Source organism: Amycolatopsis rifamycinica (assembly GCF_000695625.1).
Taxonomy (GTDB): domain Bacteria; phylum Actinomycetota; class Actinomycetes; order Mycobacteriales; family Pseudonocardiaceae; genus Amycolatopsis; species Amycolatopsis rifamycinica.
This window is the reverse complement of record NZ_JMQI01000068.1, coordinates 25,664-48,610: the sequence shown is the minus strand read 5'-3', so window position 1 is coordinate 48,610 and position 22,947 is coordinate 25,664. Positions and strand designations below refer to the sequence as shown.

The 22,947-nt window shown below is 71.0% G+C and carries 27 protein-coding genes; 15 read left to right on the top strand and 12 right to left on the bottom strand.

From position 1 onward, the window contains the following. Window positions 1–18 precede the first annotated feature (18 nt). A complete protein-coding gene (locus tag DV20_RS32975) occupies window positions 19–1,239 on the top strand; it encodes a cytochrome P450 (RefSeq protein WP_043787032.1) in 1,221 nt (406 codons plus the stop codon). Here the strand turns inward: DV20_RS32975 and DV20_RS32970 are convergent. Genes DV20_RS32970 through DV20_RS32960 form a run of 3 tightly spaced genes read right to left on the bottom strand, consistent with a single transcriptional unit; the run spans window position 1,217 to window position 3,969 of the window. Next, complete coding sequence (locus tag DV20_RS32970) at window positions 1,217–2,614, bottom strand: alpha/beta fold hydrolase (protein ID WP_043787030.1); 1,398 nt, start codon at window positions 2,612–2,614, stop codon at window positions 1,217–1,219. The genes DV20_RS32975 and DV20_RS32970 overlap by 23 nt on opposite strands. Window positions 2,615–2,669: 55 nt before the next feature. Beyond that, window positions 2,670–3,308, bottom strand: coding sequence for a pyridoxine/pyridoxamine 5'-phosphate oxidase (locus DV20_RS32965; protein ID WP_043787028.1), 639 nt, complete (start codon window positions 3,306–3,308; stop codon window positions 2,670–2,672). A gap of 1 nt (window position 3,309) precedes the next feature. Continuing rightward, a complete protein-coding gene (locus tag DV20_RS32960; protein ID WP_043787027.1) occupies window positions 3,310–3,969 on the bottom strand; it encodes a hypothetical protein in 660 nt (219 codons plus the stop codon). 82 nt (window positions 3,970–4,051) lie between these two features. Here DV20_RS32960 and DV20_RS32955 point away from each other — a divergent pair, with 82 nt between their 5' ends. Further along, window positions 4,052–4,585: a DUF2020 domain-containing protein gene (locus DV20_RS32955; protein ID WP_200876550.1), complete on the top strand. Its 534-nt coding sequence runs from the start codon at window positions 4,052–4,054 to the stop codon at window positions 4,583–4,585. Between the two features lie 146 nt (window positions 4,586–4,731). Further along, entirely contained in the window at window positions 4,732–5,184 is a 453-nt protein-coding gene (locus DV20_RS32950) for a DUF6918 family protein (RefSeq protein ID WP_043787025.1), read from the top strand. 68 nt (window positions 5,185–5,252) lie between these two features. Here DV20_RS32950 and DV20_RS32945 read toward each other — a convergent pair whose 3' ends face one another. Further along, window positions 5,253–5,789 carry a hypothetical protein gene (locus DV20_RS32945; protein ID WP_043787024.1) on the bottom strand — a complete coding sequence of 179 codons (537 nt, stop codon included), beginning with the start codon at window positions 5,787–5,789 and terminating at the stop codon, window positions 5,253–5,255. A gap of 89 nt (window positions 5,790–5,878) precedes the next feature. Here DV20_RS32945 and DV20_RS32940 point away from each other — a divergent pair, with 89 nt between their 5' ends. Together DV20_RS32940 and DV20_RS32935 are read left to right on the top strand one after the other, a co-directional pair. Continuing rightward, window positions 5,879–6,397 carry a peptidylprolyl isomerase gene (locus tag DV20_RS32940; protein ID WP_051736233.1) on the top strand — a complete coding sequence of 173 codons (519 nt, stop codon included), beginning with the start codon at window positions 5,879–5,881 and terminating at the stop codon, window positions 6,395–6,397. Between the two features lie 38 nt (window positions 6,398–6,435). Next, window positions 6,436–7,401: a rhomboid family intramembrane serine protease gene (locus DV20_RS32935; protein WP_200876549.1), complete on the top strand. Its 966-nt coding sequence runs from the start codon at window positions 6,436–6,438 to the stop codon at window positions 7,399–7,401. Here DV20_RS32935 and DV20_RS32930 read toward each other — a convergent pair. Both DV20_RS32930 and crgA read right to left on the bottom strand, forming a co-directional pair. Further along, window positions 7,398–7,811 (bottom strand): PH domain-containing protein, encoded by a 414-nt coding sequence (locus DV20_RS32930; RefSeq protein ID WP_043787022.1) that lies wholly within the window; start codon window positions 7,809–7,811, stop codon window positions 7,398–7,400. The two genes, DV20_RS32935 and DV20_RS32930, sit on opposite strands and share 4 nt — an antisense overlap. A gap of 70 nt (window positions 7,812–7,881) precedes the next feature. Then, the gene (gene crgA / locus DV20_RS32925) at window positions 7,882–8,148 is read right to left on the bottom strand and encodes a cell division protein CrgA (protein ID WP_043787021.1); all 267 of its coding nucleotides are present in this window, start codon (window positions 8,146–8,148) and stop codon (window positions 7,882–7,884) included. 243 nt (window positions 8,149–8,391) lie between these two features. Here crgA and DV20_RS32920 point away from each other — a divergent pair, with 243 nt between their 5' ends. Genes DV20_RS32920 through DV20_RS32905 form a run of 4 tightly spaced genes read left to right on the top strand, consistent with a single transcriptional unit; the run spans window position 8,392 to window position 11,115 of the window. Then, window positions 8,392–9,426, top strand: coding sequence for a class E sortase (locus DV20_RS32920; RefSeq protein ID WP_043787020.1), 1,035 nt, complete (start codon window positions 8,392–8,394; stop codon window positions 9,424–9,426). After that, a complete protein-coding gene (locus DV20_RS32915) occupies window positions 9,426–9,581 on the top strand; it encodes a hypothetical protein (protein ID WP_043787019.1) in 156 nt (51 codons plus the stop codon). The genes DV20_RS32920 and DV20_RS32915 overlap by 1 nt, the downstream gene beginning before the upstream one ends. Window positions 9,582–9,634: 53 nt before the next feature. After that, the gene (locus DV20_RS32910) at window positions 9,635–10,129 is read left to right on the top strand and encodes a protein-tyrosine phosphatase family protein (RefSeq protein WP_043787018.1); all 495 of its coding nucleotides are present in this window, start codon (window positions 9,635–9,637) and stop codon (window positions 10,127–10,129) included. Further along, window positions 10,126–11,115 (top strand): LLM class flavin-dependent oxidoreductase, encoded by a 990-nt coding sequence (locus DV20_RS32905; RefSeq protein ID WP_043787016.1) that lies wholly within the window; start codon window positions 10,126–10,128, stop codon window positions 11,113–11,115. The genes DV20_RS32910 and DV20_RS32905 overlap by 4 nt, the downstream gene beginning before the upstream one ends. Here the strand turns inward: DV20_RS32905 and DV20_RS32900 are convergent. The 3 genes from DV20_RS32900 to DV20_RS32890 form a co-directional block, all read right to left on the bottom strand. Next, a complete protein-coding gene (locus tag DV20_RS32900) occupies window positions 11,084–11,476 on the bottom strand; it encodes an SCO5389 family protein (protein WP_043787014.1) in 393 nt (130 codons plus the stop codon). The two genes, DV20_RS32905 and DV20_RS32900, sit on opposite strands and share 32 nt — an antisense overlap. A gap of 96 nt (window positions 11,477–11,572) precedes the next feature. Further along, window positions 11,573–12,307 carry an ABC transporter permease gene (locus DV20_RS32895; RefSeq protein WP_043787013.1) on the bottom strand — a complete coding sequence of 245 codons (735 nt, stop codon included), beginning with the start codon at window positions 12,305–12,307 and terminating at the stop codon, window positions 11,573–11,575. Continuing rightward, window positions 12,304–13,017, bottom strand: a complete 714-nt coding sequence (locus tag DV20_RS32890) for an ABC transporter ATP-binding protein (RefSeq protein WP_043787011.1) — start codon at window positions 13,015–13,017, stop codon at window positions 12,304–12,306. The genes DV20_RS32895 and DV20_RS32890 overlap by 4 nt, the downstream gene beginning before the upstream one ends. A gap of 169 nt (window positions 13,018–13,186) precedes the next feature. Between DV20_RS32890 and DV20_RS32885 the strand changes: the two genes are divergently transcribed. Both DV20_RS32885 and DV20_RS32880 read left to right on the top strand, forming a co-directional pair. Continuing rightward, window positions 13,187–15,007 carry a sensor histidine kinase gene (locus tag DV20_RS32885; protein WP_043787010.1) on the top strand — a complete coding sequence of 607 codons (1,821 nt, stop codon included), beginning with the start codon at window positions 13,187–13,189 and terminating at the stop codon, window positions 15,005–15,007. After that, complete coding sequence (locus DV20_RS32880; RefSeq protein ID WP_043787009.1) at window positions 14,947–15,603, top strand: response regulator; 657 nt, start codon at window positions 14,947–14,949, stop codon at window positions 15,601–15,603. Before DV20_RS32885 ends, DV20_RS32880 begins: the two co-directional genes overlap by 61 nt. Before the next feature lie 51 nt (window positions 15,604–15,654). Here DV20_RS32880 and DV20_RS32875 read toward each other — a convergent pair whose 3' ends face one another. Continuing rightward, window positions 15,655–16,974, bottom strand: coding sequence for an FAD-dependent oxidoreductase (locus DV20_RS32875; protein WP_043787249.1), 1,320 nt, complete (start codon window positions 16,972–16,974; stop codon window positions 15,655–15,657). Window positions 16,975–17,086: 112 nt separating this feature from the next. Between DV20_RS32875 and DV20_RS32870 the strand changes: the two genes are divergently transcribed. From DV20_RS32870 to DV20_RS32855, 4 genes are all read left to right on the top strand, one after another. Continuing rightward, on the top strand, window positions 17,087–17,731 hold the full coding sequence (locus DV20_RS32870; protein WP_043787008.1) for an aminodeoxychorismate/anthranilate synthase component II: 645 nt from the start codon (window positions 17,087–17,089) through the stop codon (window positions 17,729–17,731). Then, complete coding sequence (locus DV20_RS32865) at window positions 17,728–18,519, top strand: ABC transporter ATP-binding protein (RefSeq protein ID WP_043787007.1); 792 nt, start codon at window positions 17,728–17,730, stop codon at window positions 18,517–18,519. Before DV20_RS32870 ends, DV20_RS32865 begins: the two co-directional genes overlap by 4 nt. Next, entirely contained in the window at window positions 18,507–19,148 is a 642-nt protein-coding gene (locus DV20_RS32860; protein ID WP_043787006.1) for a hypothetical protein, read from the top strand. The genes DV20_RS32865 and DV20_RS32860 overlap by 13 nt, the downstream gene beginning before the upstream one ends. Window positions 19,149–19,248: 100 nt before the next feature. After that, a complete protein-coding gene (locus DV20_RS32855) occupies window positions 19,249–19,566 on the top strand; it encodes an effector-associated constant component EACC1 (RefSeq protein ID WP_043787005.1) in 318 nt (105 codons plus the stop codon). A gap of 52 nt (window positions 19,567–19,618) precedes the next feature. On the opposite strand, the gene pknB is transcribed toward DV20_RS32855, so the two are convergent. After that, complete coding sequence (gene pknB / locus DV20_RS32850; protein ID WP_043787004.1) at window positions 19,619–21,604, bottom strand: Stk1 family PASTA domain-containing Ser/Thr kinase; 1,986 nt, start codon at window positions 21,602–21,604, stop codon at window positions 19,619–19,621. Continuing rightward, window positions 21,601–22,947, bottom strand: a complete 1,347-nt coding sequence (locus DV20_RS32845; RefSeq protein WP_043787003.1) for a serine/threonine-protein kinase — start codon at window positions 22,945–22,947, stop codon at window positions 21,601–21,603. The genes pknB and DV20_RS32845 overlap by 4 nt, the downstream gene beginning before the upstream one ends.

The window sequence follows — 22,947 nt, the reverse complement described above, 5'->3', positions numbered from 1 at the left end:
CCCACGAAAGGAAAGCCGATGAGCCAGACCGCCGACGTCCCGCACGGACTCCCCATGGACCGCGACGCGGGCCCCTTCGACCCGCCGAGCGCGCTCACCCGGCTGCGCGACGCCCGCCCGGTCAGCCCGCTGGTGTTCCCCGACGGGCACGAAGGCTGGCTCGTCACCGGCTACGAAGAGGTCCGGCAGATGATGGCCGACACGCGGTTCAGCTCCCGCCTGGACCTCGACGTCATCCACGTGCCGTACGAGACCGGCATGCCGGCCGCGACCGAGCCGTCCCCGCAGCTCCCGGGCATGTTCATCGCGATGGACCCGCCGGACCACAGCCGGCTGCGCCGCAAGCTCACCGGCGCGTTCACCGTCAAGCGGATGAAGCAGCTGGAGGAGCACATCGCCGCCATCGTCGAGCGGCAGCTGGACCACCTGGCGACGCTGGCCCCGCCGGTCGACCTGGTCAAGGAGTTCGCGCTCCCGGTGCCGTCGCTGGTGATCTGCGAACTGCTCGGCGTGCCCTACGCGGACCGGAACACCTTCCAGGCCGACTCGGCGCAGTTCATGGTCCGCGAGCAGACGCTCGAGGAGAAGATGGGCGCGTACCTCGCGCTGAACACCTACCTGTCCGAACTGGTCACGACCAAGCGGGCCGAGCCCGGCGAGGACATCCTGTCCGACCTGGCCCGCCACGACGACCTGACCATCGAAGAGCTGACCGGCGCGGCGTTCCTGCTGCTCCTCGCGGGCCACGAGACGACGGCCAACATGCTGTCCCTGGGCACGTTCGCGCTCCTGGAGCACCCCGAGCAGCGCGCCGAACTGAGCGCCGACGCGCAACTGCTGCCCGGCGCCGTGGAGGAACTGCTGCGCTACCTGTCCGTGGCCGACATCTTCTTCCGCTACGCCACGGAGGACCTCGAACTCGGCGGCGAGACGATCACCAAGGGCTCGACGGTCGTGGTCTCGCTGCTGGCCGCCAACCACGACCCGCGGCGCTTCGAGAACCCGGACACGCTGGACATCCGCCGCAACGCCCGTGGCCTCCTGTCCTTCGGGCACGGCGTCCACCAGTGCCTGGGCCAGCAGCTGGCCCGCATCGAGATGCGCGCCGGGTTCGAAGGCCTGCTGCGCCGCTTCCCGACCCTGGCGCTGGCGGTGCCGGCCGAAGAGGTGAAGCTGCGCACGGACATGAACATCTACGGCGTGCACGAGCTGCCGGTCACGTGGACCGCAGGAAGCTGAGCACCGCGTCCCGCCCCGCGTGGCCGCGCTCGCGGTTCTGGATCGAGTGCGACTCGCCCGGCACGACCACCAGCTGCCCGCGTGGGGCCTGGGCCGCTTCCTCGCGCGCCCACTCCAGCGGCGTCGACAGGTCCCGGTCGCCGTTGAGCAGCAGGACCGGGACGTCCGGCAACCGCGAAGACGGGTTCGACCCCGGGCGCTCGGCCGGCCACGGCAGGCAGGTCTGGATGAATCCCTGCTGCGTGGCCACCCCGGACGTGTACGGCCAGGTCGCCGACGGCGGAAGCGTGTGGGAGGTCAGGGACAGCAGGGGACGGCGAAGCGCGAGCGGGGTCGCGGCGGAACCCCACGGGAACCGCCCGTCCGCGCACAGCGTCGCCGCGTGGAGGCCGGCGCTGAACGCCGCCGGGTCGTCGCCGCCGGACCGGTACGCCTCCAGCAGCCCGTCGAGGCGGGCCGGGGCGCCGCCGCGGGCTTCGTGCAGGGCGCCGATGATGTCGCCCGCCGCCGGGTTGCGGTAGGTCGGATCGGCGAACTCGTACGAGACGATCGTGTCGAAGATCCGCACCCCGTCCGCCGTGCCGCGGTGGCGGACCACCCAGGCCAGGTCCTCGGCCGGGTCGAAGCCGCAGGCCGGGGCCACCGCGCACGCCTCGCGTAGCACGCGCGCCTCCGCCGTCAGGCCCGTCAGGTAGAGCGAGGCCGACGCCGTTGTGTGGTGGGGCAGCACCGAATCGAGGATGACCTTGCTGACGTGGTCCGGGTGCGCGATCGCGTACCGGGCCGCCGTGAACGAGCCGTACGAGACGCCGTCGACGACCAGCTTCGGCACGTCCAGCGCCTGCCGGAGCTGGTCGAAGTCCGCCACGCTCTGGTCGGTCGAATACAGCGGTGCCGTGTCGCCGAGGAGGCGGGCGCACTCCCGCACCGCGCCGGCCGACGGGGTGGCGATGTCCGAACTGCCCGTCTCGGCCTGCAGCCCGGGGCACCGCAACGCCCCCGACGGCCCGGTGCCGCGCTGGTCCAGCATGACGATCCGGTAGTCCTTGGCGACTTCCGGCAGCCGCTGGGTGGCGATCCGCGTGATGGTGCCGACGCCGCCCTGTCCGGGGCCGCCGGTCAGGAACAGCAGCACGCCCTTGGGCGCCGTCACGTTGTCCGCGGTCGCCACGGGCAGCCCGAGGGTGCCCGGCACGCGGCCGGTGTGGTCGAGCGGCACGGTCAGGGTCGAGCACGTGAAGCCCGGCTGGCCCGGGCACGGGTGCGGGTCCGTCAGCTCCGGTCGTTCCCCAGGACGCGCGTCGGCGGCGGCCACACCCCCGAGTGCGGCGGTCAGCGCCAGGACCAGCCCGGCGGTCAGCATCTTCGAGCGCATGCGGGCATCATGCGCACACCGGCGCGGAACCCGCATACCCCCGAAAGGGCGGCCGTCAGGGCCAGAGGCGTTCGCGAACCCAGCCGCCGCCGGACTTCCGGTACCGCAGCCGCACGTGCCGCCGGTCGTGGCTGGCCTGCCAGAACTCGACCTCGTCCGGGTCGACGAGGTACCGCGTCCAGGTTTCCGGAGCCACGTCCGGGTTCTCCTCGACCCAGCGCCGCGCCTGGGCGGCCGCCGCGTCGAGATCCGCCGGGTCGTGCAGGACCTGCGACTGGTGCCCGACGAACGCCTCGACGCGGGACGCCGGCGGCCGGGCCAGGAAGTCCGCCGCGGACACCTCGGGTGCGGCGGGGGAGACCGGGCCGCGCAGCCGGACCTGGCGGCCGCGGCCGGGCCAGAAGAACGTCAGCGCCGCCCGCGGATCCTTGCGCAACTGCAGGCCTTTCGGGCTTTCCGAACTGGTCGCGACCGCCCAGCCGGCCGGGCCGACGTCCTTGAGGATCACCACGCGCGCGTCCGGCGCGCCGTCGGCATCCACTGTGGACAGCGTGACGGCGTGCGGCGCCAGCACGTGCTCACCGGCTTCGGTCAGCCACTCGAGGAACAGCGCCTGCGGGTCCGGTGGCGCCGTTTCCGGCGTGAACCCGGGGAGTTCTTCGGGGAACGACGGCCAGCCGCGCAACTGCACCATGTCAGTAACCGTACGGACCCTGCTGCGGCGCGTGCCCCGGTGGTGGGTAGACCGGCGGCTGCGGACCGGCCGGGCAGGCGTACGGCGGGGGCGGCACCTGCGGCGCCGACGCGGCCATCGGCGGCTGCTGACCGGGGTACTGCTGCTGGGCCTGCTGCCACTGCACCTGCTGGTAGACCTCGGCGGGCTGCGGGAAGCAGTACGTCAGCTTGGCGTTGACCGAACCCTGCACCGCGGCGCCCCAGAACTTGCCGCCGACGAACGCGTACATCTGCCCGGCCGACAGGTCGACGGCGACCATCCGCGTCTCGCCGCCGAACTGGTTGCCCGACTTCGCCGACGCGGCCTGCGCGGCATCCGGGTACACGCGGCCGCCGACGAGCCCGGCGATGACGACCGACGCCGCGGTCAAGCCCATGGTGCCGACCATGTTCGCGCGGGCGTGCTGCGTGGCGCGGCCGGTGAAGTCGTACAGCGCCGCGGCGGTGACCTCCGGGACGGCGGCGGCGACCACGCAGTAGTTCATCGTCGAGAGCATGACCGACTCGGTGAACAGCCCGACGACGGCCGTGGCGGGACCGATCGGCACGGTGTTCAGCCGGCCGCCGGCCCGCTGGATGCGCTCGGCCATCGCGCCGAGGTACTGCTCGGGGGTGAGCATGCGGCCATCGTCGCACGTCCGGCGGTCACGCCGTCGTCAGCCAGCGGTTTTCACACATGCTTCGTGGTTGACTGTCCGCGCTATGCGACGACTCGTACTTCTCGCGCCCGCCGTGGCTCTGCTGGCCGGCTGCGGCACCACCACCGTGACCGGCACCGCGGCGCCCAGCCCGCCGTCGGCGTCGGCGAACTCCAGCAACGCCGGCGGCCTGCCCCCGGACCCCCAGCCGGGCGCGACCGGGGACTGCCCGTACCTCGACAGCGAGGTCGTCGCCGAGGCGAACGGCCAGCACGTGTCGAAGGTGCGCGTGTCCGCCGACCAGCCGCACCCGGCATGCTTCTTCTACCGCCCGGACGGGAAGGTCCAGCTCACCGTCCGTGTCTACGTCGGGGACGCGAAGACGGCGACGGCGCTGGTCAACCAGGCGGCGCCGCTGGACTCGTCCAACCCGGCGAGCGACCCTTCCGGCTGGAAGGGGGGCTATTTGTCGACCGACGACGGCGCTGTCTACGCGGTCGCGAAGGGGACGGCGGCGGTCATCGCGTCCACGAACCAGAAGCAGAGCGTGAAGGCACGCACGGTGGTCAAGAAGGTTATCGCTGCCCTTAAGCTCTAGGTAGCGACCTCCACACGGGTGAGTGATGTTGATCTTGTATTACCCTGTGCGTCACGCGCAGGCTTCGTGGACTCGCGCACCGCAGCCACCGGGGATCCCCACCCCGGGGCGGGGCACCAACTCTGCAAAGACAAAGGACAAGATTCGTGGCTGACACCCTCAAGGAAATCCTGCTCGACTCCAGCCGTCGCCCGGCTGTCGTCTCCGACTTCGAGACCCTCGTGGACGCCGAGGTCTCGGACAAGGGCGGCGTTTCGGGTGCCGTCGTGAAGACCGGCTTCGCCGCGGTCAAGAAGATCAAGCCGGGCATCATCCCCTCGGCCGTCGACACGCTGCTGCCGGACTTCGCCTCCGCGCTCGAGCCGTTCTACGGCGACTACAAGGCCAAGGGCGGCAACGACTTCGGCGCCTACCTGTCCAGCCGCTCGGACGAGGCTTCCGACGCGCTGCTGAGCGTGACCGACTCGCGCGCGGAGAAGAGCAGCCGCGACAGCATCAAGAAGGTCTACTCGAAGCTGCGCCCGAACGGCAAGAAGAACGTCGAGGAGGCGCTGCCGCGTCTGGGCCAGCTGATCGACAAGCACGCCGCTGCCGTCTGATCAAGCTGCAAGAACGCAAGACTGAAGAGGCCCCCGGTCGCACCTCCGGGGGCCTCTTCGTGTCCTGTTCAGTTCTTCTTTTCGGCGGGCGCCGTCGACGGCGCCTTGCCGTTGGCCTGCGGGGTCGGCTTCGCCGCTTCGGCGGGCTTCGGCGCGGGCGGGGTGGCCTTCGGCGGCGCGGGGGCGACCGGCGGCTCCTGCTTCGAGCGGAGGGCGTAGGCGGCACCGGCGCCGACCACGACCAGGCCCAGCAGCCACGGCCACTTGCGGCGGCTGCGGGTGCCCTTGGCGGCCGACTTGGCCTCGGACAGCGCGGCGTAGAAGTCCTTCTTCGCCGCCTTGAAGTCCTTCTTGCCGCGGCGCTTCGACTCGCCGGCCGCCTTCGCGGCCTTGATGGCGGCCTTCTTCGCCTTGCGACCCGGCTTGCGCAGCTCGGACAGGCGCGCGAGCGCCTCCTGGCGAGCGGCCTTCGAGCTCTTCTTGAGCTCCTTGCGGGTCAGTTCCGTCTTCTTCGCGAGCTTCTTCTGCGCGCGCCGCCCCTGCTTGACACCCTCGGTGACGAGTTTGTCGGCGGTCTCGACGGCCTGGGCTGTCGCCCGGGACATGGGCTTCACCTCATCATTCGTTTTGACACTGCTCTGTTACCCGTAACCTATCGTGCCCCTTTTTCCGGAGTCGCGCCGCAGATGGCACGATGAGGTCCGTGAAAGCTACGCTGCACACCAACCAGGGTGACATCCACCTGAACCTGTTCCCGGACCACGCGCCCAAGACGGTGGCGAACTTCGTCGGGCTCGCGGAGGGCACCAAGGAGTACACCCAGCCGAACGCGGCGGGCACGAACTCCGGCCCGTTCTACGACGGTTCGATCTTCCACCGGGTCATCGACGGCTTCATGCTGCAGGGCGGCGACCCGACCGGCACCGGCCGCGGCGGCCCCGGCTACAAGTTCGGCGACGAGTTCCACCCGGAGCTGCAGTTCAGCAAGCCGTACCTGCTGGCCATGGCCAACGCCGGGCCCGGCACCAACGGCTCGCAGTTCTTCATCACCGTGGCGCCGACCACCCACCTGAACTTCCGGCACACGATCTTCGGCGAGGTGGCCGACCAGGAGTCGCGCACCGTCGTCGACGCGATCGCGCGCACGTCGACCGGCCCGGCGGACCGCCCGCTGACCGACATCGTCATCGAAAAGGTCACCATCGAGCACTGACGGCTCCCTGGCGCGGGTTTCGGTAGGTTGGTGACATCGTGAACCAACCGCCGAACCCCGCCGCCGAGCAAGCCGCGCTGCCCGGGTGCTGGTGGCACCCGAACCGCCCGACCGGACTGAGCTGTTCCCGGTGCGGGCGTCCGGCGTGCCCGGATTGCCTCCGCGAGGCCCCCGTCGGCTTCCAGTGCACCGACTGCGTGCACGCCGGCAACCAGCAGCAACGCCGTCAGCACCGCGGCTACCAGGAAGCCGGCCTAGGCCAGCGGACGGTCTTCGGGGCGCGCTTCTCCCAGTCGGTGCTCGTCACCCAGGTCATCCTCGCGGTGAACGTCCTGGTCTTCCTCGTCACGGTCGTCCAGGCCCAGAGCCTCAACGGCAACGACCAGTCGTCGATCCTCCAGCACGGCGCCCTCTACCGCGCCGCGACCATGGGCCACAGCGAGTGGTGGCGCGTCCTGACCAACGGGTTCCTGCACTACGGGCCGCTCCACCTCGCGGTCAACATGTTCTCGCTGTGGATGATGGGCCGCTCGCTCGAACAGGTCGGCGGGCGAGGCCGCTACCTCGCGCTCTACTTCGTCTCCATGCTCGGTGCGTCCACGGCCGTGCTGCTGTTCGACACCTCCCGCGACCTCCCCCCGGGCACGGTGGGCGCGTCCGGGGCGCTGTTCGGCCTGATGGGCGCGTACGGGGTCACGGTGCTGAAGCTGCGCCTGAACCCCACGGGCCTGATCATCACGCTCGCGCTGAACGCGTTCATCACCTTCGGCATCCAGAACATCTCGATCTTCGGCCACATCGGCGGGCTGGTGACCGGCGCACTGGTCACCGTCGCGCTGCTCTACGCCCCGCAGGTGAACCAGGCGCGGTGGCAGGCGATCGGCATCGGGATCATCACCGTCGCGCTCGTCGGCCTGATGGCCTACCGGGGAGCGCAGGCTCCCCCCGCGTCGGCCTGCGAGTTCCTCCAGTACCGCGAGGGCCTGTACTACACCTGCGTCTAGCTTCGCAGCGTGCTGAGGACGTCCAGGACGTCCCGCGGGTCCTCGCCGAGGTCGAGCCACCCGAAGACGTACAGCTGCTCGTCGTGCTCGATTTCGAGCGTGACGCCGTCGCGGCCGAGCCGTCTGGTGGTGCGCAGCCGGGTGCGCGTGTGCGCCCACGGCAGCCGGTGCGTGCCGTGCAGCGTCCGGGCCACCAGGCCCTCGGCGTCGGCGGCCAGCCGCGGCCGGACGAAGGTGGCGTGCCCGGCGTACGCGCCGACCGCGACGGCCGCCAGGGCGAACAGCACCAGCCCGCCGCGGTCGCCGGTCAGCGCTTCGGCCACCACGCCGACCAGCAACAGCGCGGTGACCGCCCACGCCGATACCACAACGGCCGGCCGGGGCGCCCAGGAGGTGGGGTAGTTATCCACAGGGGTTATCCACACTGGGGATGAGTCACACCGCTGTAATTCGACGTCAAGCCGCCGAACGGGGTAATAATCAGCGCCAGCGCATCGTCATGAGCAGACCCGCGATCATCAGCGCGAACCCGCCGGCGAAGTTCCAGTTCCCCAGGTCGGCCATCCAGGAGATCTTGTCCCCGGCGATGTAGTTGACCAGCAGCCACACCAGGCCGAGCAGCATCAGCCCGAACATCGGGATCTTCCAGGCGAGGCCGGTGGGGCCGGCCGCCCGCACCTTCACCGGCGTGCGCCGGTCGGCGGGCGGGGTGTACGCCGTCTTCTTGCGGACCTTGGACTTGGGCATCGTGTGTTCCTCGCGGTGCTCTTCGGGCTCGTCTGGTGGCGATGTCCCGCTGAGGGTGCGCAACCAGCGCCACGTGCACACGTTAACGTAAACGACCGCAGGAAAGCAGCGGCCAGGAGTGGTCGGATTTCCCGGACCGTGACAACGGGGTCACCCAGGGTTCGACGCGGCTTGAGAGGAGCTTGCGTGGCTACGCGCGAAGGACCGGATGACGACCGGCGCAGATACCCCGGCCGCCCGCCGATGCCCCCACGACGTCCCGCCACGCCTCCGCGCGGCCAGGTGCCGCCCCGCCCGCCCCAGCCCGGTCACCAGCCCGGTCCCCATGGCCAGCCGCCCCGGCGGCCGCAGGGGCCGCCGCCCCGCCGCTACACCAGCCCGCCCCCGCCGCCCGGCGCGAACGAGGAGACCGTCGTCTTCGCCCCGGTCGGGAAGGGGGGCACGGCGACCAAGGAGAAGCCCGCCGCGGCCCCGCTCGGCAAGGGCGGCGTCGCGATCCGGACCGCCGGCGAGGTCCTCATCACGCTGGGCCTGGTCGTGCTGCTGTTCATGGTCTACGAGCTGTACGTGACCGACCTGTTCTCGGCGGGCAAGCAGTCCGAGGCGAGCGACCAGCTCGACGGCGAGTGGGCGCACGACCGCACGCTGCACCCCGAGCTGATCGACGGCAAGGCGTTCGCCCGCATCCACATCCCCAGCTTCGGCGTCGACTACAACTTCACCATCCAGGAGGGCACCGACGACGCGGCCCTCGAGGTCGGCCCCGGCCACTACAAGGGCACGGCGCTGCCCGGCGAACCGGGCAACTTCGCCGTGGCCGGCCACCGCGTCGGCAAGGGCGCCCCGTTCAACGACCTGGACAACCTCTCCTCCTGTGACCAGATCGTGATCGAGACCTCCGCCGACTTCTACATCTACAAGGTCCTGCCCTACGACGACGAGGTGAAGGACTGGGCCGCGGGCAAGGGCGCCGACCCGAAGTGCAAGGGCGTCTCGACCCTGCGCGACGGCGGCGCCGAAGACGGCGGCGCGTACAGCGAGACCTTCGGCCGCAAGGTCGTGCTGCCCAGCCAGGGCACCGCGGTGAACCCGGTCCCGTACAAGGACGCGGACGTCCTGCCCAAGGCCCAGCAGGCCGCCCTGCTCACGCTCACGACGTGCCACCCCCAGTTCTCCGCCCGGGAGCGGCTCATCATCACCTCGGTGCTCACCCAGCAGGTGCCGAAGAACCAGGTCAAGGACTACGGCGACCTGCTTTCGAAGATCGGGGAGTCCTGATGTACGCCTGGATCTGGCGCAAGCTCCCCGGCCCGTTCGCGGCGAAGCTGACGATCGCGGTCGTGCTGGTGCTGGGCGTGGTCGCGCTGCTGATGTTCGTGGTGTTCCCGTGGCTGGAGCCCCGCCTGTGGTTCAACGAGGTCGCGGTCAACTGAGCCGGAACCCGCCGGGCGTGCGGCCCGTTTTCCCTCTCGGGAGAGGGGACGCCGTGAAAACACGCCAGAAGGACCGGGACAACCGGCCGCCGGAGGAGTCCTGGAACGAGATCCGGCCGGGCCTGTGGATGGGCGGGCACGTCAGGGCGGGTGCGGAGCCGGTCGTGGTCGGGCGCGAGTTCGACCTCGTGCTGAGCCTCTACGAGCTCGACGGCCACGGACCACCACCCGGCGTCGAGCACCACTTCGCCGAAATGCCGGACGGACCGCTGACCCAGGCGCAGATCGGCGAGGTCGAACGCTTCGCCGGGCTCGCGGCCGAGGCGGTCCGCGCGGGCCGCCGGACGCTGGTGCGCTGTCACGCCGGGCTCAACCGGTCCGGTCTGGTCGTCGCCTGGACGCTCGTGGAACTCGGTCTCGGCGTGCCCGAAGCGATCGAGCTCATCCGCCGCCGGCGTTCGCCGTGGGCGTTGCACAACCAGCTCTTCGTGCAGTACCTCGAGAGCGGCCTGCCGACGGCCCGGCTGCTGACCGGGCTCGGTACGTGAGGTTCGGCGTCTTCCTGGTCAGCGGCCGTTTCCCCGGTCAGGCGGACGCCGACGTCCTCCGCCGGTCGGTCCGCGCCGCCGAGCTGGCCGAAGCGGCCGGCTTCGACGACGTCTGGTTCGCCGAGCACCACTTCATGCCCTACGGCGTTTGCCCGTCCGCGATCACCCTCGCCGCGCACGTGCTCGGGCGGACGTCGCGGATCGGGGTCGGGACCGCCGTCAGCGTCCTGTCGACCACGCACCCCGTCGCGCTGGCCGAGCAGTGGGCGATGCTCGACGCCGTCTCCGGGGGACGGCTGCGGCTCGGCGTCGGCCGGGGCGGACCGTGGCAGGACCTGGAGGTCTTCGGCACCGGGCTGGACCGGTTCGAGACCGGCTTCGAGGAGACCCTCGACGTCTTCCTGCGCGCCACCACCGGCCGCGTCGGAGCCCGGGGGCGGCACTTCGCCTTCCGGGAGGTGCCGGTGGTGCCCGAGCCGGAACGGCGGCCGGACGTCGTCGTCGCGTGCGGGGGACCGGCGTCGGACGCCGTGCGGCTGGCCGCCGAACGGAACCTGCCCCTGCTGCTCGGCCTGCACGCCGACGACCACGAGAAAGCGGAAACCGTCGCGGCCTACGGGAAGCCCGCGAACCACGTCTCCACCGTGCTCTGCCAGGTGGGGGACGCCGAGGTGGTCCGCAAAGCGCTGCCGGGCTGGCTGGCGGACGGGCTCGGCGCGCACGTCACGGTCGACGGGCGGCCCGGCCCCGGCCGGGATCCGGGGGAGTACACCGAACGGCTCTGCGCCATCCACCCGGTCGGCGACGCCGCGCACTGCGTCCGGACGCTGGAAACGAGCCTCCGGCGCACCGGCGTCTCCCACGTGCTGATGCTCGTGGAAGCGTCGGGTACGCCGGAGGGCACGTTCGAGAACATCGCGCGGATCGGCGCCGAGGTGCTGCCCGCGCTGCGGGCTAGCAGTCCCGCAGTTCCGGGCTCTGGTTGAGCAGCTGGCCGCGCGGCGAGACGAACGCGCGGTAGCGGTCACCGTCCAGCTCGGACTGCTTGAACACGGCGACCCGGTGGCAGTTCTGGAACGCCAGCTTGACGCCGAAGTGGCGCTCGAGGCCGCCGCGGATCGCGTCCGAGGCCAGTGCCCGCAGCAGCTGCCCGCGGGCGGCCTCGCTCGGCGGCGGCGTCTCGTTGTCGGCGAAACCGTCCGCCGCGCCCTCGGCGTCGGCGATGACGCCGGTGATGACCTCCCAGGCGTACGGCAGGGATTCCTTGACGCAAGTGACGAACTCGGCGTCGGTGACCTCCCCGCGCTCGGCCTTCTCCAGCAACGCGGGTGACACGTCCAGGGACATCGAACCTCCAGTTTGAGCAGGGCCACCCTCTTGGCTACCGGCCGGGTGGCCCGGCCACAAGAGAAAACGATGATCATCACCACTTTGGCGGAAGGCTCACTCCCACCGGAACAACCGGGCCGCGAGCGCCGTGCCGAGCACCGCGAAGCCGGCGAGCGCGGCCAGCTGGAGCGGCTGCACGCCGGTGCCGACCCACGCGTCCTGCAGCGCCTGTGAACCCGGCGGCACGTAGTCGCCGATCCGGCGGAGGACCTCCGGCAGGAACGGCCGCGGCAGGTAGACACCGCCGAAGAACATGATCGGGAGGTAAGCGACCATCGCGACCCAGGTGGCGGCCTTGGACGTGCGGGCGACCGCGGCCGCGATCAGGCCGAGCGCGAACGTCGCGACGACCCCGAGGACCAACGTCAGCGCGAACGACAGCGGGTGTTCCGGCAGCGGCACGTCGTAGACGGCGTTGCCCAGCCCCAGCACGAGCGCGATGCCCGCCAGCGAGACGGCGACGTGGATGAGCAGCTGCGCGCCCAGCAGGTTGGCCGGGTGCACCGGGGTCGTGGCCAGCCGACGCAGGACGCCCTGCTCGCGGTAGGTGGCGACGGCGGCCGGGATCGACTGCAGCGCGAGCATCGCGAGGCTGATGACGATCAGCGACGGCACCCAGGCGTCGATGAGCCGGTACCCGCCCGCGGCCTCGTGGGGCTCGCGCATGCCCGGGATGGCGCCGATGGCGAGCAGCAGGATCGACGGCAGCAGCAGGGCGCCGAGGGCCATGAAGGGCGAGCGGAGGAGGAGTTTCGTTTCGGTACTGGTGATCTTGGCGAAGGTGTTCACCGGGCGCTCCTGGTCAGCGTGACGAACGCGTCGTCCAAAGTGGATTCTCCGGCCGCGGCGCGGAGTTCGGTCGGGGTGCCGGTCGCGACCACGCGGCCGGCGTCGAAGATCGCGACGCGGTCGCAGAGCCGCTCGGCTTCGTCCATGAAGTGGGTGACGAGCAGGACCGTGACGCCGGTGGCGCGGACACCTTCGACGAGCCGCCACGTTTCGCGGCGGGCGTGCGGGTCGAGGCCGGTGGTCAGCTCGTCGAGGATCGCCAGCTCGGGCCGGCCCACCAGCGCCAGCGCGATCGAGACGCGCTGCTTCTGGCCGCCGGACAGCTTCCCGAAGGAGCTGCGGGCGTGGTCGCGCAGGTCGAGCTGGTCGAGCAGGATGTCGATGTCGGCCGGCTCGGAGTAGAAGGAAGCGAACAGCTCCAGTGCTTCGCGCACCCGCAGCTTCGCGGGCAGCTGGCTCTCCTGCAGCTGGACGCCGACGCGGCGGGTCAGCGCCGCGTGCTCGGTCGCCGGGTTCAGGCCGAGGACGGAGATCGTGCCGCTGTCGGCCTGGCGGAGTCCTTGGAGGCATTCGACGGTGGTGGTCTTCCCGGCGCCGTTCGTGCCGAGGATGCCGAAGATTTCGCCGCGCTCGACGCTGAAGGAAACGCCGTCGACCGCGACCCGGGTGCCGTAGCGCTTGCGGAGGTCGGTGACTTCGATGAGGGGCATGGGAATCAAGCTACGAACCGGCGGCCGCCTCGGTAATGACGCTGAAACCCCAGCTCAGGTAGCGTTTTGCTGAAGCGGGGGTGGGGCTGGGCCCACCCCGTTCGTGGGGCTTCGGGCAGTGCGGCGGGCGGGTGCGTCCGGCGATGATTCCGGGGGAAGGAGGTGCCGGATGACGTACCTGCGTGCGGTCGGCCGGGCGTTCGCGCTGGCCGCGTTCTCGGTGCGCAGCTGGTTCGACGTGCTCGTTCAGCTGATCGCGTTCGTGCTGCTCTGCGGCGGGCTCGTCTTCTTCCTCGGCCCCGCGATCGAATGGGCCCGCGGCCGGTCGGCGGTGGCGCGGAAGCTGGCCGCGCGCTGGTGCGGCGTCGAGGTCGAAGCGCCGTACCGGCCCGAGCCGCCGGAACCGGTACGCGAGCGCGACGGCTGGTACCGCGACGGCAACCAGCTCTACAAGCGGGCGTTCTGGGTGCGCTGGCAGCACCGCCTCACCTGGGCGCTGGAGGACCCGGCGGCGAACCGCGAGTTCGGCTGGCAGCTGGTGAACCCGCTGGTGACGCTGCTGCTGCCGGTGGCCGTCCTGCTCGGCGGGCCGCGGGTGCTGCGCGGCTACGGCCGGTGGACGCGCTGGTGGCTCGGGCCGCACCCCTCCTCCGAGCGGCGCCGGAACTGGCTGCACCGGCACCTCGAAGCGCTGGGCCACCAGTTCGGCATCCTCGCGCTTTCGGTGGTGCAGCTGGTTTTTTCGGTGGTCCAGCTGGTGGTCGTCGCCGGTGCCACGCCGCTGACCCCCCGGGTCGTGCTGTGGAGCCGCTCGATCACCGACACCCTGCGCCGCGAAGCCGAAAACTGGACCGGGGTGCGGATCCCGCGGCCGTACCAGCCGCCGCCCGGGTTGCCGCTGCCCCGCGCCGACGGGCTCTACCAGGTCGGCAGGCAGCTGTACGAAGAAATGATCTGGCCGCTCCAGAACGCCCGCACGCGGTGGATCCTGGGTGACCGGGCCACCTGGCGGGACATGGCCGGCGGCGCACTGAGCTCCCTCGTGTCGCTCGCCTGCTCGTTGCCGGCGCTCGTGTTGTTCGGCTGGGGCATGACCGGCCTCTGGATGCTCTGGGTGTGGCGGCCGTTCGTGTCGCCCCGTGTCCGGTGGTCCCCGCTGCCCGAGGTGTCGACGCACCTCGGTGCGCTCACGCAGACGCCGTTGATCCTGCTGGCGCTGGTCATCGCCGTGGCGCCGGCACCGTGGCTCGCCCGTCAGCAGGCCCGCTTCGCGCGGGTGTGGTTCGGGCCGACCGAGTCGGCCCAGCTGGCCCAGCGCGTCGAACGGCTGAAGCAGACGCGTTCCGACGTCACGGTCACGCAAGCGGCGGAACTGCGCCGGATCGAGCGCGACCTGCACGACGGCGTCCAGTCGCGGCTGGTCGCCATGGGCATGAAGCTGGGCGCGGTCGAGGCACTGGTGGACACCGACCCGGAGGCGGCGAAACGGCTCACGGCGGAACTGCGCGCGGCGACGTCGGAGACGCTCACCGAGCTGCGGGCGCTGATCCGCGGCATCCACCCGCCGGTGCTGTCCGAACGCGGGCTGCTGGACGCCGTCCGCGCGCTGGCGCTGGACAGCCCGCTGAAGGCGCAGGTCACCGGCTCGCTGCCGGGACGCGTCGAGGAGCCGGTGGAGGCGTGCACGTACTTCGCGGTGTCCGAACTGCTCGGCAACGCGGCGAAGCACGGCGCAAAACGGGTGACGATCGAAGTGGGGTTCGCCGACGGGCTGCTGACGGTGGTGGTGACCGACGACGGCCCGGGCGGCGCGAACACGGCCCTCGGTTCGGGACTGCGCGGAATCGAGCGCCGGCTGGGTGGCTTCGACGGTAGGTTGACGCTGACCAGCCCGTTGGGCGGCCCGACGAAGGCGACCCTGGAGATTCCGTGTCAGCTCGACCAAGAACCCTCGTCGCCGAGGACCAGTACCTCCTCCGAGACGGTCTGACGCATCTGTTGACGGCACACGGCTTCGACGTCGTCGCGGCGGTCGCCAGCGGCCCCGAGCTCGTGGCGGCCCTGCGCGAACACCGGCCCGAGGTGTCCATTGTGGACGTGCGGATGCCGCCGACGAACACCGACGAGGGCCTGCAGGCCGCGCTGGCCGCCCGCCGGGAAGTCCCCGGCCTGCCGGTCCTGGTGCTGTCCCAGCACGTCGAGCAGCTGTACGCCCGCGAACTGCTGGCCGACGGCACGGGCGCGATCGGCTACCTGCTGAAGGACCGCGTGTTCAACGCCGAGCAGTTCATCGACGCCGTCCGCCGGGTCGCGGCGGGCGGCACGGTGATGGACCCCGAGGTGATCGCGAAACTGGTGGCCGGCAACGCCTCCGACCCGCTGACGGCGTTGACCCCGCGCGAGCGCGAGGTCCTGGCCCTGATGGCGGAAGGCTGCTCCAACGCGGCGATCGCGTCCCGGCTGCACTTCAGCGAAGGAGCGGTCGGCAAGCACACGGCCAACATCTTCGCGAAGCTGGACATCACCGCTTCGGACGACACGAACCGCCGCGTGCTGGCCGTGCTCACCTACCTCGGCATGTCGTGAGTGGTGAGGGCGGTTGGAACCGCCCTCACCACTCACCACCGGCGTGGGGGCTCAGGCGCGCGAGATGCGGGTCATCTCCTCGCGTTCGACGACCTTGACCCGCTCGCGGCCGGCCGCCGATCCCAGCGCCTTCTCGTGCGCGTCGAGCCGGCCCCAGCCGTCCCAGTTCGTGAACGGGATGCCGCGCGTCTCGAGGAAGTCGAGGATCGCGTCCGGGGACGAGAACTTCGGGGCGGAGAGGGTGTCCGCGTCCGCCAGCAGGCTCGCGATCGTCTCGGCGGCGTCGCCCTTGGTGTGGCCGATCAGGCCGACCGGGCCGCGCTTGATCCAGCCCGTCACGTACACGCCCGGCAGCTGGTTCTCGTCCAGGTCCAGCACGCGGCCCGCCTGGTTCGGCACCACGCCTGCCGCGTGGTCGAACGGCAGCTCCGGCAGGTGCGACGACAGGTAGCCGACCGCGCGGTACACCGCCTGGACGTCCCAGTCGTGGAACTCGCCCGTGCCGCGGACGTTCCCGTCGCCGGTCAGCTCGGTCCGCTCGGTGCGCAGGCCCGTGACCTTGCCGTCCGCGCCGAGGATTTCGGCGGGCGAGTGGAAGAAGTGCAGGTGCAGCCGCCGCGGCCGGGTGCCCGGCTCGCGGATGGCCCACTCCTGCAGCGTCTTCACCACCATGTCGATCTGCTTCGACGCGCGCAGCGCCGCGATGCTGCCGTCGTCGAATTCGATGTCCTCGGGGTACACGATGACCTCGACGTTCGGCGAGTGGTCGAGCTCCCGCAGCTCCAGCGGCGTGAACTTCGCCTGCGCCGGGCCGCGGCGGCCGAACACGTGCACGTCCGTCACCGGGCTGGCCTTGAGCCCCTGGTAGACGTTGTCCGGGATGTCGGTGGTCAGCAGCTCGTCGGCGGTCTTCGCCAGCACCCGCGCCACGTCCAGTGCGACGTTCCCGACGCCGAGGACGGCGACCGAGGAGGCGGTCAGCGGCCAGGTGCGCGGCACGTCGGGGTGGCCGTCGTACCAGGACACGAAGTCGGCGGCGCCGTAGCTGCCGTCCAGGTCGATGCCGGGGATGTCGAGCGGGCGGTCGGCGGACGCGCCGGTCGAGAAGATCACCGCGTCGTAGAACTCGCGCAGCTCGTCGAGCTTGATGTCGGTGCCGTAGTCGATGTTGCCCAGCAGCCGGATGTTCGGCTTCGAGAGCACCTTCTCCAGCGCCGTCACGATGCCCTTGATGCGCGGGTGGTCGGGCGCGACGCCGTAGCGGATCAGCCCGAACGGCGCGGGCATGCGCTCGAACAGGTCGATCTGCACGTCGGCGTCGCTCTTGTCCAGGATGTCGGCGGCGTAGATCCCGGCGGGACCGGCACCCACCACGGCTACGCGAAGAGATCGGCTCACCCAACCCACGGTAAGTTAGGATCACCTAACCTAAAATGTGATTTGGCGTACGGTCCACGGACTGGGAGCCGGTAAGCTCGGCGCCATGCGCGTTCTCGTCGTCGACAACTACGACAGCTTCGTCTACAACCTGGTCCAGTACCTGGCCCAGCTCGGCGCCGACTGCACGGTCTGGCGCAACGACGTCGTGGACCTCGACCGCGTGCCCGAGTTCGACGCCGTGCTCGTCTCTCCCGGCCCGGGCACCCCGGAACGCGCAGGTCAGAGCATGGACGTCATCCGCAAGTGCGCCGAGACGCGCACGCCGATGCTCGGCGTCTGCCTCGGCCACCAGGCGCTCGGCGTCGTCTACGGCGCGACCGTCGACCGCGCGCCCGAGCTGCTCCACGGCAAGACGAGCCAGGTGCGCCACACCGGCGCCGGCGTCCTCAAGGACCTGCCCGGGGAGTTCACGGCCACCCGGTACCACTCCCTGACCGTGGTGCCCGACACGATCCCCGACGCCGTCTTCGAGATCACCGGGCGCACCGAGTCCGGCATCGTGATGGGCATGCGCCACCGCGAGCTGCCGCTGGAAGGCGTCCAGTTCCACCCGGAGTCCGTGCTCACCGAAGGCGGCCACCGGATGCTCGCGAACTGGCTGGCCGCCGCGGGGCACCCCGTCGACCCGGTCCGGGTGAACGAGCTCGAGCGCGCGACCAAAGCGCTCCAGAAGGCCGCTGTTGCGTGATCCGGCTCGAGGGGGTCGGCAAGCGGTACGGACGCGGTGACTTCGTCCTGCGCGACGTCGACCTGACCGTCGAGCCCGGGCACGTCGTCGGCGTCCTCGGCAGCAACGGCTCCGGGAAGTCGACGCTCCTGCGGATCATCGCCGGCGTCTCGCACCCGACCACCGGGGCGGTGACGGGCAGCCCGCGGATCGGCTACCTGCCGGACCGCTTCCCGGCCGGCCAGCGCATGGGCGCCCGCGCCTACCTGCGGCACATGGCCCGCATCCACGGGCTCGCCGACCTGTCGGTGATCGACCCGCTGCTCGAACGGCTCGCCCTCGTCGGCGGCCCGGCGGCGCCGCTGCGCACCCTGTCCAAGGGCAACGCGCAGAAGGTCGGGCTCGCGCAGGCGGTGATGGTCCGGCCTGACCTGCTGATCCTCGACGAGCCGTGGTCCGGGCTGGACGTCGGCACGCACACGATCCTCGGCGAGCTCGTCGCCGAGACGCGGGCGCGCGGGGCGAGCGTCGTGTTCACCGACCACCGGCCGCAGGTGGTGCACGACCACGCCGACGTCGTCCACCTCATGGACTCCGGACGGCTCACGGCGGAAAGCGCGGAGCCGACGACGCGGATCGTGCTGCGCGGCGACGGCACCGGCTGGTCCGGCGAGCCGGGCGTGCGGCACGCCGTCACCGAAGGGCCCCAGGTGGTGTTGACGGTCGAGGTCGCCCGCGTCGACGCGGTGCTGCGGCGAGCGCTCGAAGACGGCTGGTCGGTGCGGGAGGTGGCGCCGTGCTCGCCCTGACCCGGTACTACCTGGCGCTGCTCGGCCATTCGCAGCGGTACCTGCCGGCGCTGCTGGCCTACCTGGCGCTGTGCGTGATCCTCTACGCCGACCCGAATTCCCCGCCGTTGCCGCTGTTCGGCGTCAGCGCCGGCGGATTGCTGGTCGTCTCGTGCTGGCTGACGATCGCCCTGCTCGACATCGAAGACCCGGTCCAGCGCCTGGTGACCCTGAGCCACGCCCGCCAGTGGCGGCGGATGATCACCGGCGCGATCCTCACCGTGCTGGCCTGTTCGCTGGTCCTCACCGTGATCACCGAGCTGTGGTCGGCGCTCAAGTCGTTCCGGATCCAGCCGTCGGCGCTCGGCATCGGGTTGCTCGCCCACCTCGCGTGCGCGGCGCTGGGCATCGCGATCGCCCTGCCGTGCTCGCGACTGCTGGTGCACCGGATCGGCTGGACCGTGCTCGCCGCGGTGGTCACGCTCATGGTCGTCCTGCTGGCGAAGATCCCGCTGGTCCACCCGCTGCTGCACGCCCTCACCGACGAGAAACCGATCGGCGGCCCGCTGGTGCTGGCCCTGGTCACGGCGGTGGCGATGCTGGTCGTCAGCTTCTTCACCGTCTCGGCGCTCGTGCGCCGCCGGTCCTGAGTGCAAATTGCCATCTTCAATTTCCGGCCCGGGCTTCCAGCCGAACGACGCGGCCGACTAAGGTTCGGGGCTTCTCCGGTTCCGGGCGAAGGGAGATCGGGTGACGGCTGGGATCGTCGCGATCACCGTGCCGAACTCCGGGGGCGAACTCCCGGAGCTCGCCGCCTGGCTGCGAGGTGAGGACGAACTCCGCGGCCGCGTCCAGGTCTTCGACGCCGTCGTGGTCGGTGTTTCGAGCTCCTCCGCCGCCGTCTTCTGCCGCTCGCTCTTCGCGTGGCTTGCGCGAGGCCGGGGCGCCCGCGTCTCCCTGAAGGTCAAACGCTCGGGCGCCGCCGAGGAGCTCCAGCTCGACTTCGGGGCCGCGAGCGACGCCGAGCAGGTTCTCGGTGCCGTGCAAGGGTTCCTCGACCAGGCTTGAGCGACGAAAAAGGCCCGCACGGCGAACCGTGCGGGCCCTTTCGCGCAATCGATCAGGGTGCGCCGGAGGTTGTCGGTGCACCCGTCGGGAGCGTGATGCCGCCGTTGCCTTCGGACACGGTCACGGTGATGGACTGGTCCTTGGCAATCTGGGTGCCGGCCTTGACGCTTTGCTTGGTGACCGTGCCTTCCGGCTGTCGGCTGCCTCGGTCGGACTGCTGGTTCAGCGTTCCGGTCCAGCCCATGCTCTGCAGCTTCTGCTGCGCTTCGTCGACGGGCATCCCGACCAGCTGAGGCATCTCGATCTGGGTCTGGTTCGAGCTGTCCGGACCGGTCGACACAGTCAGCGTGATCGTCTTGCCGACCGCCAGCTGACCACCGTTGGGGTTCTGGGTGATGACCATGTCCTTCGGCACCGTTTCCGAAGCCTGGTCGACCCGCTTCGTCGTGAAGCCCTGGCCCTCCAGTGCCGCCTTGGCCTGCGAGTACGGCTTGCCCGTGAAGTCGGTGACCGTCTTGAGCTGCTTCGACTTGCCCAGCGTGATCTTCACCGGCTGTCCCTGGGCGAGTTCCGTCCCCGCGGGCGGGTTCTGGTTCTGCACCAGGCCGACCTGGTTCGGGTCGTCGACCTCGACCTCGTCGACGGTCGAGTCCAGCGTCAGCTTCGCCTCGGTGAGCGCCTGCTCGGCCAGGTTCTGCGTCTTGCCCTTGAGGTCCGGCACGCTGGCCTTGCCCGGGGCGACGCCGACGGACAGCGTGATCTTCGTGTTGGTCGCGACCGAGACCCCGACCGAGGGGTCGATCTTGATGACCTTGTTGATGTCGTCCTGGCTGCACTCCGGGTTGCCGTCGGTCGGCGGCACCCCGCAGGTGACCTGCTTCTGCTCGATCGTGCCGTCGAAGCCCTTGCTCTTCAACGTCTCCCGAGCCTGCGGCACCGTCTGGTGCAGCACGTCCGGGATCGCGACCGTGGTGTTGTCGTTGCTCTTGAACGAGCCCGCCAGCCACATGATCAGAAGCACCGCGCCGAGCACGAACACCGCGGCCACCGCGGCGAGGATCGTCCGGCGCCGCCGCTTGGCCTTCGGGTCTTCGTCGTCCGGCTCGGTGTACTCGTCGTAGCGCTGCTGCTGCCGCCGGTCGGCGTTCATCACCTGCGTGCGCTCGTCCTCGGACATCACCATCGGCGCCACCGGGCGCTGGCCCGAAAGCGTGCGCACCAGGTCCGAACGCATTTCCGCCGCCGACTGGTAGCGGTTCGCCGGGCCCTTGGCCAGCGCCTTCAGCACGACCGCGTCCAGCTCGGGCGCCACCGCCGGGTTCACCGACGACGGCGGGTTCGGGTCCTCCCGGACGTGCTGGTAGGCCACCGCGACCGGGGAGTCGCCGGTGAACGGCGGCTCGCCGGTGATCAGCTCGTACAGCACGCACCCGGCCGCGTAGACGTCGGAGCGGGCGTCGACCGACTCGCCGCGGGCCTGCTCCGGCGACAGGTACTGCGCCGTGCCGATCACCGCGGCCGTCTGGGTCATGGCGGACTGGCCGTCGTGCATCGCGCGCGCGATGCCGAAGTCCATCACCTTGACCGCGCCGTTCTTCGTGATCATCACGTTGGCCGGCTTGACGTCGCGGTGCACGATGCCGTGGCGGTGCGAGAAGTCCAGCGCCGCGCAGACGTCGGCCATGACCTCCATCGCCCGCTTCTGCGACATCGGGCCCTCGGTCTTGACGATGTCGCGCAGCGTGCGGCCTTCGACGTACTCCATGACGATGTACGGCAGCGGCCCGAACTCGGTGTTCGCCTCACCGGTGTCGTAGACCGCGACGATCGCCGGGTGGTTCAGCGCGGCGGCGTTCTGCGCCTCGCGGCGGAAGCGCTCCTGGAACTGCGGGTCCCTGGCGAGGTCGGCACGGAGGATCTTGATCGCGACTTCCCGGCCGAGACGCACGTCGTGGCCGTGGTGGACCTCGGACATGCCTCCGTAGCCGAGCGTTTCGCCCAGCTCGTACCGGTTGGAGAGCAGTCTGGGTGTGCTCATCTCTGGATGCCGTTCCATTCCGTCCAAGGTGTGGTCATGATGCCTTGCCGGCCGCCGTCGGCCGTGCCGGGAGTGCTCGCCGAACCGGCCGGCTCCTCCGCAGGCACCTGTCTGCCCGGGACCACCTGGCTCTGCGTCTGGCCGTTGTGCGGTGGCGAGCCGTTGCCGCCGCCGAGCATTTTCGCGACCAGCACGATGCCCGCCACCAGGACAACGAGCAGGATCGCCGCGAGAAGGGCCCACCAGCCCCACTGCGTCTTCTTCCGGGCCGCCGGCACCATGACCTGCCGCGGGGCGGGCCGCGACGGCGGGCCGATGGCGACCATCGGGTTCATCGCCGGGGACGGCGGGCCGCCCGGCATCTGCTGCTGCGGCGGCATCTGCTGCTGCGGGGGTACCGGAACCGGCATCGACGGCGGCGGCTGTTGCGGCACCTGCTGCGGCTGCGGCACCACCGGCTGCTGGCCCGTCGTGTAGGTGGCGTTGACCAGCCCGGACGGCGTCGGCAGCGGCAGCCCGGCGCGGACCGCGGCGACGGCGGCCGCGAACTCGCCGCCGTTGTTGTAGCGCTGCCGCGGGTCCTTCACCAGCGTCGCCTCGATCACCGCGCGCGCCGCGGGCGGCACGTCCGGCGGCAGCGGCGGCGCGATGTCGCGGATGTGCATCATCGCGACCGTCACGGCGTTCTCGGACAGGAAGGGCCGGTGCCCGGCGAGGCATTCGTAGCCGCACACCGCCAGCGAGTAGACGTCGGACGCCGGCTCGGCCGGCTGCCCGAGCGCCTGTTCCGGGGCGATGTAGTGCGCCGTGCCCATGACCATGCCGGACCGGGTGACCGGGGCCGCGTCGGCCGCCTTCGCCACGCCGAAGTCGGTGATCTTCACCTGGCCCGCCGACGTCACCAGGATGTTGCCCGGCTTGACGTCGCGGTGGACCAGGCCGTGGGAGTGCGCCGCCTGCAGCGCGTTGCCCGCCTGCTCGAGCATGTCGAGGGTGAACTCCGCCGACAGCCGCCCGTGCTTGGCCAGCAGCCCGGCCAGCGGGTCGCCGTCGACGAGCTCCATCACCAGGTAGGCGATCGACAGATCGCCGTCGAAGATGGTCTCGCCGTAGTCGTGCACCGCGGCGATGCCGGGGTGGTTCAGGGACGCCGTCATCCGCGCTTCCGTGCGGAAGCGGTGGAGGAACTCGGCGTCGCCGGAGAGTTCGGCCTTGAGGATCTTGACGGCCACGGTCCGGTCGAGCCGGGTGTCGCTGGCCTGCCAGACCTCGCCCATCCCGCCGACGGCGATCCGGCTCGTCAGCTTGTAGCGGTCGGCCAGCAGCTGACCGGAGGACAGCAT